At 60.6% G+C, this 14,468-nt stretch carries 15 protein-coding genes; 7 read left to right on the forward strand and 8 right to left on the reverse strand.

Annotated features, from left to right (window positions below; all coding sequences use genetic code 11):
- Window positions 1-45: 45 nt before the first annotated feature.
- The gene (locus FKB36_RS06030) at window positions 46-240 is read left to right on the forward strand and encodes a hypothetical protein (protein WP_261597136.1); all 195 of its coding nucleotides are present in this window, start codon (window positions 46-48) and stop codon (window positions 238-240) included.
- Here FKB36_RS06030 and FKB36_RS06035 read toward each other — a convergent pair.
- The 3 genes from FKB36_RS06035 to ilvC all read right to left on the reverse strand — a co-directional run bounded on the left by FKB36_RS06035 (window position 221) and on the right by ilvC (window position 2,206).
- On the reverse strand, window positions 221-838 hold the full coding sequence (locus FKB36_RS06035; protein WP_261597236.1) for a translation initiation factor IF-2 subunit beta: 618 nt from the start codon (window positions 836-838) through the stop codon (window positions 221-223). The genes FKB36_RS06030 and FKB36_RS06035 overlap by 20 nt on opposite strands.
- 102 nt (window positions 839-940) lie before the next feature.
- Window positions 941-1,159, reverse strand: coding sequence for a hypothetical protein (locus FKB36_RS06040; RefSeq protein ID WP_261597137.1), 219 nt, complete (start codon window positions 1,157-1,159; stop codon window positions 941-943).
- A gap of 57 nt (window positions 1,160-1,216) precedes the next feature.
- Window positions 1,217-2,206, reverse strand: a complete 990-nt coding sequence (gene ilvC / locus FKB36_RS06045; protein ID WP_315901822.1) for a ketol-acid reductoisomerase — start codon at window positions 2,204-2,206, stop codon at window positions 1,217-1,219.
- A gap of 129 nt (window positions 2,207-2,335) precedes the next feature.
- Between ilvC and mptA the strand changes: the two genes are divergently transcribed.
- The 5 genes from mptA (at window position 2,336) to frhB (ending at window position 7,203) form a co-directional block, all read left to right on the forward strand.
- Complete coding sequence (gene mptA, locus FKB36_RS06050) at window positions 2,336-3,277, forward strand: GTP cyclohydrolase MptA (RefSeq protein ID WP_261597138.1); 942 nt, start codon at window positions 2,336-2,338, stop codon at window positions 3,275-3,277.
- Window positions 3,278-3,501: 224 nt separating this feature from the next.
- Entirely contained in the window at window positions 3,502-4,869 is a 1,368-nt protein-coding gene (gene frhA / locus FKB36_RS06055) for a coenzyme F420 hydrogenase subunit alpha (protein WP_261597139.1), read from the forward strand.
- A 10-nt stretch (window positions 4,870-4,879) separates the two neighbouring features.
- Window positions 4,880-5,440, forward strand: a complete 561-nt coding sequence (gene frhD / locus FKB36_RS06060) for a coenzyme F420-reducing hydrogenase, FrhD protein (protein WP_261597141.1) — start codon at window positions 4,880-4,882, stop codon at window positions 5,438-5,440.
- 103 nt (window positions 5,441-5,543) lie between these two features.
- Entirely contained in the window at window positions 5,544-6,305 is a 762-nt protein-coding gene (gene frhG, locus FKB36_RS06065; protein WP_261597142.1) for a coenzyme F420 hydrogenase subunit gamma, read from the forward strand.
- Window positions 6,306-6,315: 10 nt separating this feature from the next.
- Window positions 6,316-7,203, forward strand: a complete 888-nt coding sequence (frhB, locus tag FKB36_RS06070; RefSeq protein ID WP_261597143.1) for a coenzyme F420 hydrogenase subunit beta — start codon at window positions 6,316-6,318, stop codon at window positions 7,201-7,203.
- 620 nt (window positions 7,204-7,823) lie between these two features.
- On the opposite strand, the gene speD is transcribed toward frhB, so the two are convergent.
- The 4 genes from speD to FKB36_RS06090 all read right to left on the reverse strand — a co-directional run bounded on the left by speD (window position 7,824) and on the right by FKB36_RS06090 (window position 12,188).
- Window positions 7,824-8,270: an S-adenosylmethionine decarboxylase gene (gene speD / locus FKB36_RS06075; RefSeq protein ID WP_261597145.1), complete on the reverse strand. Its 447-nt coding sequence runs from the start codon at window positions 8,268-8,270 to the stop codon at window positions 7,824-7,826.
- Between the two features lie 552 nt (window positions 8,271-8,822).
- Window positions 8,823-8,972, reverse strand: a complete 150-nt coding sequence (locus tag FKB36_RS06080; protein ID WP_261597146.1) for a hypothetical protein — start codon at window positions 8,970-8,972, stop codon at window positions 8,823-8,825.
- Window positions 8,969-9,565: a DNA polymerase ligase N-terminal domain-containing protein gene (locus FKB36_RS06085; RefSeq protein ID WP_261597147.1), complete on the reverse strand. Its 597-nt coding sequence runs from the start codon at window positions 9,563-9,565 to the stop codon at window positions 8,969-8,971. Before FKB36_RS06085 ends, FKB36_RS06080 begins: the two co-directional genes overlap by 4 nt.
- A gap of 286 nt (window positions 9,566-9,851) precedes the next feature.
- Window positions 9,852-12,188: an ATP-binding protein gene (locus FKB36_RS06090; RefSeq protein WP_261597148.1), complete on the reverse strand. Its 2,337-nt coding sequence runs from the start codon at window positions 12,186-12,188 to the stop codon at window positions 9,852-9,854.
- A gap of 345 nt (window positions 12,189-12,533) precedes the next feature.
- Between FKB36_RS06090 and FKB36_RS06095 the strand changes: the two genes are divergently transcribed.
- Complete coding sequence (locus FKB36_RS06095) at window positions 12,534-13,970, forward strand: sensor histidine kinase (RefSeq protein WP_261597150.1); 1,437 nt, start codon at window positions 12,534-12,536, stop codon at window positions 13,968-13,970.
- On the opposite strand, the gene FKB36_RS06100 is transcribed toward FKB36_RS06095, so the two are convergent.
- A complete protein-coding gene (locus FKB36_RS06100) occupies window positions 13,954-14,436 on the reverse strand; it encodes a DUF2124 domain-containing protein (protein WP_261597151.1) in 483 nt (160 codons plus the stop codon). The genes FKB36_RS06095 and FKB36_RS06100 overlap by 17 nt on opposite strands.
- Window positions 14,437-14,468 lie beyond the last annotated feature (32 nt).

Here is a 14,468-nt window from a genome sequence, read left to right on the forward strand (position 1 = left end):
CCCGGGTTGCCCGGGAAGTCTTTCCGTCATCGCAGAGCAGGCGCTTTGCGTGGACGGATGATCCCGGTCAGGGACGATATCCTGTCGTCGGCCGGGGCTCGAACTCCTTTCGAGAGGATCGACTCCGGCTCCGCTCCATCGGGAGCCTGCAACGGTCTCGCCCACGCCCGTCTCCGGGAAGAAGAGGAGGGGATGTGGGTGGAGATCAGAAAAGACGCGATCAGTCCACGCGCTCGGTGAAGATGATCGTTCCGGCGATCCGGGTGATCTTGATCTTCACCGTCTGGCCCGGTTTTGCATTCGCAACATACATCGTGTAGCGATCCAGTTTTACCACGCCGTCGCCGCGCTTCGAGAGGAACTGCGGGGTGACGTCCATGATTGCGCCCTCGGTCGGTTTCGACGCTGCGGAGGGGTCAACGAGCGCCTTCCGCTTCCGCACCGGCCGATGGCCGCCGCAGGCGTCGCACCGGAGCGTCAGGACACGCTCGGTCTTGACCAGGCGGGTGTCGGGCTTCCCGCACTCCGAACAGATGACGTAGTCGTCGACATAGCTCTTGATGATCGTGGCGATCTGCTCCTGCTCGAACTTCCCGGAGAAGACCGCCCGCGTCCCCTCAACCTTGCCGGCGGTGCCGAGCTCGCCGAGGAGGTGCTTCATCAGGTGTTCCTGGTCGCGCCGGAGGGTACTCGCGATCTCGGCAAAGTTCTCAAGAACCGTGGTCTTCCCCTCGATAAAGACACGGGCGGGCGGAACCGTGAACCGGTCCTCGAACTCCGTCGGCTCCGTGATATTGGTATACGCCTTCTTCAGAAGGTCTTCGTATGACGGGCTCATACTCAGGTATTGGTCGTACCACGTCAAAAAGTGAGTACCTCAAGAGGGCCTGCACCACGTTCATGCGAGTAGGCGACCCCCTCGCCGGGATGAAACATCAGGTCATCGCTCTAAAACGACCATCCCGCCCTCCGCCCGACGAACGAGATCGGCGTTCTTCCCCTGAACTGCCCGGGGGATGCCTTTGAGGTACATGCCGACCTTCGAGTAGCCGGCGAGATCCTTCACCTCAACAAGATCGCCGCCGACCAGGGAGGAGAGACGCTCGGCGACTGCCCGGGTGTTGCCGGTCTCGGAGTGGCATATGATGCAAACGGACATACCGGAGGGTGGCGGTGGCGACCATATACGGATATCGGCGGGAAAAAAAGAAGGGGGTTACTTCTTGAACTGCGGCATGAACGAACGGATCTCCGCACCCACCTCTTCGATCAGGTGCTCCTCGTCCGCCCTCGTCAGCGCGGTAAAGACCGGGCGGTTCACCATGTTCTCAAGCATCCACTCCTTCGCGAACTCGCCGCTCTGGATCTCCTCAAGGATCTCCTGCATCGCCGCGTAGGTCTCCGGCCCGATGACGCGGGGGCCGCGGGTCAGGTCGCCATACTGAGCGGTGTTGCTGATCGAGTCGCGCATCTTCGTGAACCCGCCCTCGTAGATCAGGTCGACGATGAGCTTCGTCTCGTGCAGGACCTCGAGGTAGGCCATCTCCGGCGCGTACCCGGCATCCACCAGGGTCTCGAACCCGGCCTTGATGAGAGAGGTGATCCCACCGCAGAGAACCGCCTGCTCCCCGAAGAGGTCGGTCTCGGTCTCCTCTGCAAACGTCGTCTCGAAGACGACCGCGCGGGTCGCCCCGATCCCGCGGGCGTAGGCGAGCGCGATGGCCCGTGCCGCCCCCGTGGCGTCCTGGTGGACGGCAATGAGGGCAGGGACACCCTTGCCTTCTTCGTAGGTCCGGCGGACCATGTGGCCGGGGCCCTTCGGGGCAACCATCACCACATCGATGGTGGGCGGAGGGACGATCTGGCCGTAGTGGATATTGAAGCCGTGGGAGAACATCAGGCAGGCGTTCTCCCGGATATTGGGGCTGATCTCGGCGCGGTAGATTGCTCCCTGGTTCTCGTCCGGGAGGAGGATCTGGATGACGTCGGCGCGCTTGACCGCTTCGGCCACGGAGTAGACCTCAAAACCGTCTTCGGATGCTCTCTGCCAGCTGCCGCCGGGCCGCAGGCCGATGACGACCCGGCACCCGGAATCACGCAGGTTCAGCGCCTGTCCGCGTCCCTGGGAGCCATAGCCGATGACGGCGATGGTCTTGCCCTCCAGGGTGCGAGGGTCCGCATCGGACTCATAGAATTTCTGCACCATAGATACTCACACCCCGTTGGACAGCAGACTTGATAAATATTATATCAGAGAATCTCTCTGGTGCACAGAGGGTCACTTTAAGGTTGATGACGAGAAACCTTACTCTCAACACGCTATTGAGGATTTGTAATGGAACTGCCAGATGTCCAGTCCAGCCTGCCGGAGGTCCGTATCAACCTGACCAGGGTGGGCGTGAAGAACGTCCAGAAACTCGTTGAAGTCGCACGGTCAGGTAAGCGGCCGGTTGTCTTCATCTCCAAATTCGACGTCTTCGTCGATCTCCCCGGAAGCCTCAAAGGGGCGAATCTCTCCCGGAACTTCGAGGTGATTGACGACGTACTGCAGCAGGCCATCGACGGCGACGTGAATGAGATCGAGGAGCTCTGCAGCGCAGTAGCGAGGAAACTCCTCGACCGGCACGAATACGCGGAACGAACCGAGGTCAGGATGCGGAGCCAGTTCATGGTCCGGCGGGAGACCCCGGTCAGCGAGACGAGTTGCCACGAGGTCGTGAACGTCCACGCACGCGCAGTAGCCCAGAGGAACGACGGAAACCCGATCATCCGAAAGAGCATCGGCGCCGAAGTGACCGGGATGACCGCCTGCCCCTGCGCCCAGAACATCATGAAGGATCATGCCCTGCATGTCCTCGAAAACCTCGGGGTGGAGGAAGACAAGATCGAGGCGTTCCTCGAAGAGGTGCCGATGGCCACGCACAACCAGCGTGGGCGGGGTTTCCTCTGCATCGAGATCGACGACGACCAGCACATCAGTCTCGAGAAGATCATCAAGATCCTGAAGGATTCCATGAGTGCACGTATCTACGAGCTCCTCAAGCGGGGCGACGAGAGTTACGTGGTGATGGAAGCTCATAAGAATCCCCGGTTCGTAGAAGACTGCGTACGCGAGATGGCCCGCAAGGTGATCGCGCAGTTCCACGATCTGCCCGGAGACTCCGTAGTCACTATCAAGCAGACGAACGAGGAGAGCATCCACCAGCACAATGCATACGCAGAACGAAAAGCAACGATAGCGGAACTCGTCTCAGAGATGGACGAGGGCACTCTCTAGATTCAATAAAATTTCACATTTTTATACTGCATAGAACTATTCTGCTACTGCGTATTACCAATTCTCGCCACCGTAACACTATCGAATGTCCTAAAGCGAAAGATATAAACTCTGTTTTCTTCATAATCCTTGTTGACGTACTCGAGTACGTTTTCAGTACAGAATTGTGTGGTAACACCAGTATAGTGTTCAGAACACCAAAATATCGGAATGAGGCGATATATTTGTCGAAAGTTGTAGAGATTTCCCCAACTACGAGACATGAAGGCCATTCAAAGCTCGTTCTGAAGGTCAACGATGAAGGCATCGTCGAGCGTGGAGACTGGCTTAGCATCACCCCGGTGAGGGGTGTCGAGAAACTCGCCATCGGGAAGACGATGGAGCAGGTTCCAAAGATCGCATCGCGCGTCTGCGGTATCTGCCCTATCGCGCACACCCTGGCGGGTGTCGAGGCGATGGAAGCATCCATCGGGTGCGAGATTCCCGAGGATGCAAAACTGCTGCGATACATCCTGCAGTGTGCCAACAGGATGCACAGTCACGCCATCCACAACATCCTGTCCCTGCCGGACATGTACATCCCCGGAACCGACGTGAAGATCAACCCCTTCACGAAGGAAGAACCGGTCAGGAGCGTTGCACTCCGGATCCAGCGGCTCCGTGAGATCGGACAGACCATCGGTGAAATCGTCGGCGGAGAGGCCATCCACCCGAGCAACCCCCGCGTCGGCGGTATGTACAAGAACATCACCCCGCGGGCAAAGGCGAAGATCTACGATCTCGCGAAGGAAGCCCGTGTCCTCACTCAGGAGCACATGGAGTTCATGGTCGCGGTCTTCAAGAACTTCCAGAACCGCGACTGGTCTGAGGTCGGCGGCGTCAAGGTCCCGATCCCGGACGATCTTGGCTACCACAACCAGGGCTACATGGCGACAGCACCGGTCTACGGCAGCTCGAGCCTCGATGATATCCCCACCTGGTTCCCCGAGCGGTTCACCGAAGTTCGCCCCTGGGACTGGTACATGGGCGAGGTCGAGGTCAGCGAGGCCGATCCGAACTACCCGATCGGCGGCACCTCCCCTGTAGGCACCAAGGCCTGGCCCCAGATGGAGGCCTGCACCGGCGTCCCGCTCTATGACGGCCAGCCCGTCGAGGTCGGACCCCGCGCGCGTATGGTCCAGTTCAGGAACTACGATGGAAGGGGCGCCATGGGCCTGCAGATCGCACGCCAGATGGAGTTCCCCGAGACTGCCTACGGCATCATCGACGCACTCGACGCGCTCGACACCTCGGGCTCGGTCCTCGCAGACGAGATCCCGCAGGGCGACGGCTCCCTTGGATGGGCCGCGAATGAGGCTCCGCGTGGAACCGACGTCCACCTTGCAAAGGTCAAGGACGGCCGGGTCCAGTACTTCGGGATGCTCGTCCCGACCACCTGGAACTTCCCGACCTGCAGCCGTGCACTGACCGGTGCACCCTGGCGGCTTGCGGAAGTCATCATGCGTGCATACGACCCCTGCGTCTCCTGTGCGACGCACATGCTGGTGATTGACGAAGACAAGAGACTGGTGGCCCAGAAACTCATTCAGTGAGCGTACACGCATGTTATTTCGTGAGATCGTGATCGCAGGGTGCGGCAACCCCCTCTACGGAGACGATGGGTTCGGCCCTGCAGTCGTCGAAGAACTCCAGAGACTACAACTGCCCGATAACGTCAAGGTAATCGATGCCGGCCTTGGCGCCCCTCACTTCCTCTTTACATTGATGGAAGATGCAGAGGTGCCGGTAAAGAAACTGATCATCATCGATATCGCCGACTTCGGCGCGAACCCCGGTGATGTGACGAAACTCCGGCCCGAAGACCTGCCGCCGGGCACCTACCGGGATGCCCATTCGTGGGATCTCTCAGAACCGCTACAGCGATTGAAGGACGTCGTCGATATCACGATCATCGGGTGCCAACCCAAGCGTGTCGCGAGCCATGAGTTTGAACTGGGGCTCACTGAGGAGGTTGAGGGTGCCATTCCCAAAACAGTGCGTGTCGTACTGGAAGAGATTGGGGTAGAATATGGGGCTACTATCAACCATCAAAGAACGCATCTTTGGGCGTCGCCGGGAGAAACCACCGGAGATTCCGGGGACAACCCCGGGGAAAAAGCCTGAGGCGAAGCCGGCGGCAACCCAGCCGCACGCGAAGCCGGCGGTGAAGCCCTCTGATGTGATTGCGAAAGAAAAGGTGGAAGTTGTACAAAAGGAGGAAAAGCCTGTGGCAGAAAAGATTACGATAGGTGAATTACACCTGAGCGGATGTACGGGATGCCTCGTGACGCTTGCGGATACTTACGAGGGTCTCTTCAAGCTGCTCGATGATTACGCAGATCTCGTCTACGCGTTGACCCTGGTCGACGTGCGCCATGTCCCCGAGATGGACGTGTGCCTGGTCGAGGGATCGTGCTGTCTTGATGACAAGATCTCAGTAGAGGAACTGAAAGAGGCAAGGGCGAAGTCGAAGGTGCTCGTCGCCTACGGCGGCTGCGCGGCCTACGGCAACATCACCCGGTTCTGCCGTGGCGGTCAGTGGAACCAGCCCGGCCAGGAGGCATTCGTACCGATCAGCGAGGTCGTCGATGTCGATCTCTACATCCCGTCCTGTCCCCCGTGTCCCCAGGAAGTCAGGAACGTCGCCGTCATGGCCTACCTGCTGCTCCGGGGTAACGACGAACAGAAGAAACTCGCAACCGCCTACCTGACTCCGCTGATGCAGCTCGCACAGCGCGGCAACGAGGCCTGCGGCTGCGACCTGATGTATGATGTCATCAATCAGGGCCTCTGCATGGGATGCGGGACCTGCGCCGGCACCTGCCCGGTCCGTGCCGTCACCATGGAGTACGGCAAGCCGAACGTGAACCGCGACCTCTGTATCAAGTGCGGCGCCTGCTACGCGCAGTGCCCCAGGAGCTGGTTCAACTTCGACGTCATGAACAACTACGAGGGCATCATGGATGCCATCAAGGGTGCCATGCAGTGAGGTGAGAAAGATGGACGTACTCGGTAACTACAAGTCCGCGATATCGGCACGCTCGACCGACAAGGACATCCTGAAGAAGGCTCAGGACGGCGGTATCATCACGACACTCTTCGCGTATGCACTCGAAGAGGGCATCATCGACGGTGCCATCGTCGCAGGCCCGGGCAACGAGCCCTGGAAGCCGGAGCCCATGGTCGTGACGACGAAGGCCGAACTTCTGGCCGCCGCCGGAACGCGCTATACCATCAGCCCGAACGTCTCCCTGATCAAGGAGGCGACCCGGAGCTACGGCCTCGACCGCGTCGGTATCGTCGGCACCCCGTGCCAGATCCAGGCAATCCGGAAGGCTCAGCTCTACCCGATCGGCATGCGCGACGTCGACGACAAGATCGCCCTCGCGCTCGGTATCTTCTGCATGGAGAACCTCTCCTACCAGGCGCTCGAGGCGATGGTCGAGGACCACTGCAACCAGAAGATGGAGTCCGTCGTGAAGATGGACATCGGCAAGGGCAAGTTCACGGTCTACACCGAACGCGGTGCAGTCAGCCAGATGCCGCTCAAGCTGATCCACAAGTACGTGCAGCCCGGCTGCAACGTCTGCCTGGACTACGTGGCAAACCTCGCTGATATCTCCAGCGGTTCCGTGGGCAGCCCCGACGGCTGGAGCACGGTCTTCGCGCGGAGCACCAAGGGCAACGCCGTCTGGGACGGCGCTATCGCTGCAGGCTGCTTCGAGACGAAGCCGATCGACCAGGTCAAGCCCGGTCTCGACCTCGTGACGAAACTCGCAACCGAGAAGATCACGAAGAACCAGAAGAACGTGGATGCTCGTAAGACGATCGGTCTTAAGGCGGATGGAACCCCCAAGGGTCTCCGGAACCCCTACGAGTCTCCCTGAAACACTTTTTTTCGGCCGGTTCGGCCTTCCCTCAATCGGATCTCTCCGTGGACTGAGTTTTATCAGGTTTACGCGAGAAATCAGTCGTCCAATATTGGTCAAGGTGCCCGGGTCGTCACAGATCGGGCATATCGCCATGCAGTGGGTCGTGGGGATTGCACACCACGCACCTAAACCTGTTGCACGGATTCCGTGGGGGTATCGCCACTGGGGGCGGCGGCTCGCGGGGAAGGGGGAGCATCCCCCCTGTCCCCAGTTCGCATCTCTGGTGCTCAAGTTCCAAATTTAAGATCTGTTGCCCCCATCCCACCCGCGCTTCGCGCTCCTCCCCCGCCCCCGGGTGGGGGTAGTGCGTGGCGATAGGCGATGCCCCACGGGGTATCGCTGGAGAAAACTGGCGATCCTGGACTGGTACCTGGCCGAAGGGAGGAGGTTGAGGCCGCTATACAAAATAGACTCATCTGGACAGCCAGGTAGACCCGGAGGTAGAGGCAATCATCTCTAAAAAAAATAGGGGAAGGCGCTCCCCGTCGCGGGTTCTCTTTAGATCGACGAGAGATGGCAGGTGCTCTCTGCCGTCATGGATTACCGCTGAAGTGATATTTCCGGGTGTGTTCTATTCAGTCCCTGAACAGTACCTGGTAGGTTGCCGATTCCGCTCCAAAAAAGCTCTTGCAGAACTCCGCTGCCTTCGAGGGTTCGTACTCCTTGCAGCTGAAGATGTCGAGGTAGGCGGCGTCGGTCTCGTTTGCGAAGTGGCCGGAGACGAGCGATGTCTCGATGAGCTGGGTCATGGAGAACCCTGCGACCCTCTCACACGGGCCGAAGTGGATGATCTGTGGTTCGCCGAATCTCTTCATCTCGATGAGGTCGCACAGTTCGATGATGAACCGGTGAATCTTTTCCGCGTCCCGTATCGATGCCGGGTCGCACCCCTTCAGGTCAACGCTCGTGTACAGTCCCCAACACCCACGCTGTTTGAACTGCGCAACGATCTCTGCGTCGCTTAACGTTTCTGCCATAACGTTGCTTGCTACAACGTTGTTTGTCATTATCTTGCTAACCATGATCTCACCTTCGAGACAAACTCTGATCGATTGATCACTGTAGTTTTTGATAGTTCTGATTTTAAACTTATCCATGACGCTGATGAAGGATAGCCGTTATTTTTCAGTTAGGCGTGAGCAATCCCGAGGTATCCAAAATTCTGTGGCATATTTTTGCCCGATTTTTAAATCTACGACTTTGCGCAGGCTATTCGCCATTTAGTAATTAAAAAATACTAAGAAATCACACTAAATGCGAACAATTCCATACATCAAATTTTTTCCGCGGACTTTACTCCAGGGGTTTCCAGGCAGAAGGGGCCTTAAAAGACAGGTCTTTTTTCGGTACGGTTTCCCGGTATCATTTCGGGGGTGAAACGTCAACATGTTGGAGATAAAGGGTATCCGACCCTGCACCGGCCCGCATCCCGACCGAAGACCTGCCGGACGATGACTACGAAACCCCTCTCCCGGACTCCGAGATCAGGGCATCTTTGCCGGGCAGCGCGCACCCACCCCCCCTCCTTCATGCACCCCGGCAGGGTCTTTTGGCATGACCTGCCGCAGGCATCTTCACCTGACACCCGGGGGGCTCCGGTGTGTGCGCTCGACGTGGGCGTGAAGGGCTTTTTCGGTGGAGTAAAGCCTCGCGCAGAACGGGCAGATGAACTCGCCCATCTCCGCCGGGATATCGCTCCTCCTTTGCGGCGGCTCAACCGTCACGCATCCCCCCCTGCGCCGATCTCCTCGAGCGTTCGCCCGGAGACGACCGATCGGGGCTCCGTCGCGACCGGGTCTTTACCGGGGTCGGCCTCGGCGTCGTCCATCTTCACAAGCAGCCAGGCTTCGCCCTTCCCGGTCCTGAAACGGGTGAGGGCGTACCCGCCCCGGAGTTTCTCCCCCTCGAGCCGGAACGATACGTGGCCCCGCCGGAGGGCCTCGGCGACCCCGACCCTCTCCCCCTTCATCTCCGTGAGGTTCCGGTAGGTTCCCCGGTCCCAGACGAGAACCGTCCCGGCCCCGTAACTCCCTTCCGGGATGACGCCCTCGAAACCGGCGTAGTCGAGCGGGTGGTCTTCCGTCGGCACGGCGAGGCGCTTCTCCTTCGGGTTCATCGACGGCCCTTTCGGAACCGCCCAGGACTTCAGCACCCCGTCGACCTCCAGACGGAAGTCGTAGTGGAGCGTGGTCGCCCTGTGCTTCTGGATGATGAAACGTGGGTGGGGGCCTGCTGCGTCCTGTTCCCCTCGCGGCTCCGGCGTCCGGGAAAAGTCCCTTCTCTCGCGATACTTCTCAAGCGTATCAGGGTCGACCATACCAGAACTCCGGCGCGGCCCGGGATAAGGATTTTCCTATCTGGAGAACCGCCGGGTGTCAAACCAGCGACCCCTCACACGAAGGGAAACAACTCGTAGCCAAACAAGTCTTCGCGTTCTCACGCGTGCTTCCGCGTGAGACAGTCGGGTCGAGCACTGATGCGGCCTCACGCGAAGAACGCGAAGCCGCGAAGAGAGTTTCCGGTAACCCTCTACCGTCCTTCGCGGCTCGCACTCCGCGAGAGATGGCAATCTCCCTGCATCGGGATCAGCGTGCACCGCTCCACTAATGGTTCCGCCCGGACGACGGCACGATCCGGACGTTCATCTTCTCCGAGCCGATGATCAGGATTCCCTCCCCCGGCTGGAAGTTGAGGAGATCCTTCTCGCTCACCTCGAAGAACTTGGCGTTCTCCTGGGCCTGCTTCTTGTTCTCGGAGCGCATGCAGAACTTCACGGCGATGTTTGCCAGGATCTCCTCGTTGAAGTGCGCGATCAGCTGCGACGCGAGGATCAGCGAGACCCCGAACTTCCGCATCTCGGTCGCGTACTTGTTCAAGACCGCCTTGATCGAGGTCTTCGAACCGCTCTTCTGGCTCACCAGGAGTTTTGCCTCGTCGACGATGACAAAGAGCCGGAACTTCGCCCGCTCATCCCCCGTTCCCCGCGGTATCTCGCCCGTCGCCTGGAGGGTGTAGTAGATCCGCCGGAGGAAGAGGTCCGCAAAGAGGTAGCGCAGGTTCTCCGGGAGGGCGTTTAAGTTGATATGGGTGATCCCGCCGGAGAGGATCGTCGGGATAGAGATCTTCTCCTCCCCCGAGAAGAGCTTGTAGTCAAAGATGTCCTCGAGATAGGCCGGGATCGCCTCGTCCTCGCAGTTCATGATCTCGCCCTCGATGTCGTCGAAGTCGAGCACCCGCGTCCAGGTCTCGGTCTTCCCCGTGATCCCGGACATCCGGTAGCAGTCCTTGATGATGTTCTTGATCTTCCTCCTCTGCTGGATGCCGAGCGTGGGGAAGTTGATCGAGATGGCGTCGACGAAGTCCGAGGTCGCCCGGAGCGGGGTGATCTCGTCGATATCGGGGTCGAGTTCCAGCGGGTTGAAGTAGTACTCCCCGCCCTCGCGGATCTTATACGACCGGATATCCCCACCGGTCGCGGCCATGTCCCCGTGGAAGTCGATCAGGACGACCGGCATCGCCTGCGCCGCGAGTTCAGAGGCGATGCACCGGATCGTCTCGGTCTTGCCGGCACCCGAACCGCCGAGGATGATCATGTGGCCGTTGTTGAGCTGCCCCGGAGACCAGTTGACCCGCTGCCCGTCCTGCGCATGCCCGAGGAAGATGTCGAGCCCCCCGGACCGGGGAGCCACGGCCGGGACGGGAGAGCGGCGTTTTTCAGCGGCGGGGCCCGGGGAGGACGGGGCGGCACGCCGGGGTGCGGGCGGCGGCGCGATCGGCTCCTCCATCTCCTCCTCGTCTTCTTCGTCGTCTTCCCCCTCCTCGTCGGGGAAGTCGAGTTCCTCCCACTCCTCTTCGGCAGGAGGAACGGGAGCCGGGATCTCCTCCTCTTCGGCCGGGGGTTTACAGACCGGGATCTCCTCCGTGACGGGAGAGAGATCCTCTGCCGGGGCGGAACGGTCGATGACGATCTTCTCGGCAACCTCGACCATCAGCACCCGCCCGAGATCGCGCAGGCGTGCATCGTAGAGGTTCCGGTCCCTGACGATGAACCGGGCGAGGTCGACCCCGTCCTCTTCGTGCACCCCTTCAAGGATGTAGATCGCGTCGCCGAGTTCCAGGAGCACCCTCGCGAGTTCGCGGCGGTGGGCCGGCAATGCGCGGATACGGTCGTAGTCCTCGCCGCAGGCAAGGTAACGGAGAACGGTGAACGTCGAGTAGAACGACTCGAGGAGCATGTCGTAATGCTCCCTGACCGCCGGATCGGTCCGCTCGAGCATCCCTTTGAGGATGTACGCGAACTCCGGCGGGAAGGTGTAGACGACGCCGTCGGCCCTTGCGCCGTCGAGGTCGTAGGCGTAGGCAAGAACCGCGCACCCGGAGGCCCTGAGGCAAGAGGCGAACCGTTCACACTCGAGAAAGAGGCCCGGACAGTTGTTGAGGAGGAAACTGATGAACATCTCTTCGGTGCGAGGGAGCGCGGACGGAAAGGTCTTGTTGACGAACGACCCCTTCACCGTCCCTGCGAGAAGGGCCGGGACGACCTCATGGATCTCGCGGGCGAGGCCCTCGATATCCAACGCCCGGAGCCGTGCCTCCATCAGCGGCCGGGCTATCGCTTCGCCGGTAGCGTTCGCCGTCAGCACCGTCGTGCCGTTCCAGGAGGCGGACTCGATGAGGCCGACCTGCCTGAGCGCAAAGAGCGGTCCTGACGTGTAGGCATAGCAACTCTGTTCGACCACGCCTGCCCCTTCTCCCCGGGACGACGCGCTGTTCTGGGCGATGTAGATGTAGAGGAGCGTCTCGATGATGTCGCGAACCTCCTGCAGCCGGAAATCCCGCAGGTACCCGGCGACGGCGGGAGGAAATGACTCCATCAGGGCCGGAATCTCGGCATCCGCATAGCCCATGGCTTTGAGTGCTCTGGTAAGGTCTGTTGACACGGATTCACCAGCAGGTGGGTTCTTATCGTGGTGCACGGTACGCTGCATGATGCCGCTTCAGGCGAAGCGGCTGGTTGGTATAGTTTCGTTCTGCGACCTATTAAATATAGGCAGTTTGGAGAAAATCGGCCGCATCCGGCAGAATGCTCCGGTACCGAGGAGGCACTCTTCATCATCATCCCGGGAGAGACGACTCTCGGTATCTGCCGGATCTCCCATCACCGATATCGGCTGGAGTCGCCCAGTCGACCCCGATACCCCACAACCAGCCGTAATCCTGGGTGAATTATACACGCATAATTTTATATTATTAACTAGATATATTCCTGCCGAGGTGGGCACCCCGTGACTACCCTTACCGAACACCAGCGAGTTGCCATCGTCATGGCGCTTCTCGCAATATCGGTCTTCCTGGCCTACTACTTCCACGCCGTCCTGATGCTCGGGACCGTCTTTTCGCACTTCTTCTACATCCCGATCATCCTGACCGCGCTCTGGTGGGAGAAGCGGAGCATATTGGTCGCCGCCTTCCTCGGCGGGCTCATCGTCGTCAGCACTCTCCTCTACATGCCGGACCTCCTGACGCTGAACGATTACGGGCGCGCCCTGATGTTCATCGTCATCGCCTTCGTCGTCTCCTCCCTCTCCGAGCAGATCAAAGGGCGGGAGCGGGAGGTGAAGAGACAGAGAGACCTCATGCAACGCTACCTGGACGTGGCGGGCGTCCTCTTTGTCGTCATCGGCACCGACCGCACCATCCGGCTCATCAACCGTCACGGCTGCGAACTGCTCGGCTACCGGGAAGAGGAACTGCTCGGGAAGGACTGGTTCGATACGGTCGTTCCCGAAGCGCTCCGGGAGGCGCGGAGGCGGGTTTTCGACGAGGCGATAGCCCGGAAGGCCGCTCTCCCGGAACAGCGGGAGAAACCCGTCGTTACCCGGAGCGGCGACGAGCTGATCCTCGCATGGCAGGACACCGTGTTCACCGGCGACGACGGCCGGCCGGTCGGGCTGATAGGCTCGGGGGCCGATATCACCGACCGTATCCAGGCCGAAGAGGCGTTGCGGGAGTCCCACGACGAGGCGAACCTCTACCTCGACATCATGACGCACGATATCAACAACGCGAACGCCGTCGCTCTCGGGTATGCCGACCTGCTCGCCGAGACACTCTCCGGGAGGGAGCGGGAGATGGTCCAGAGACTCAGGGCAGGCGTCGACCGGAGCATCGAGATCATCCAGAACGTCACGACGATCCGGCGGCTTCACTCCGAGGAGACGGCGGTGAAGCCCGTCGACCTCGATGCGATCGTCAGGGCCGAGATCGCCCACCATCCCGGCGCCCGAATCACCTACGAGGAGAGACCGATCCGGGTCATGGCCGACGACCTTCTCTCCGAAGTCTTTGCCAATCTCATCGGGAACGCGGAGAAGTTCGGGGACCCGGAGGTCGAGATCGCCGTCAGGGTCGAGGAACGCAACGATCTGGTCGAGGTCGAGGTCGAGGATACCGGGCCGGGGGTGGACGACGCGGTCAAGCCGGGCCTTTTCACCCGGTTTTCGCGGGGGACGAGCAGCAGGAGCGGCAAAGGGCTCGGCCTCTACATCACCCGGATGCTGGTGGAGAGGTACGGCGGCCAGGTATGGGTCGACGACCGGGTGCCGGGCCGCCCCGAATGCGGCGCGGCGTTCCGGTTCACCCTTCTCCGGTGCGACCGACCGTGGGAGTCATCCCGCCCCCCTGCACCGGCAACCGGCCGGGTGGTCACCGCCAGACCCTGACCGGGTCGAGCGTGGCGTCGATGACCATCTCGAACGCGAAGGCATCAAGCCAGCCCATCTTCTCAAACATCTGCATGAAGCAGACGCCCACGACCTTCGCCCCGGGATGGGCGCCGACGACCGCCTGCACCGCTTCCTTCGTGACCGGGACACCCGGCATCGCAAGCCCGCCCATCAGGACGATCACCTTCGGGTCGAGGCCGACCGCGTCGCCGGAGACCTGCATCCCGACGCCCTCGACGGGGCGGATCGCCTTCGCCGCCGTCTCGTCCACGTAGGGCACGTAGACCTGCTCGAGGGAGAGGTCCCGAACGGCGAACCCCAGGAGTTCGATGAAGGGGGTGCAGGTGCCGGGGCAGCCGTAATAGGTGACCTGGTCGCCGGGAGCGAGACCAACTTCTTTGAGGTAGGCCTTGAACGGCCGGAGCATCCCGGGGACGCCGGAGAGTTCTTCTTTTGGTTCCATATAAGTCCGGTTGTCCCCGGAGGGTATACCGG

The organism is Methanoculleus formosensis (genome assembly GCF_025384765.1).
GTDB classification, from domain to species: domain Archaea; phylum Halobacteriota; class Methanomicrobia; order Methanomicrobiales; family Methanoculleaceae; genus Methanoculleus; species Methanoculleus formosensis.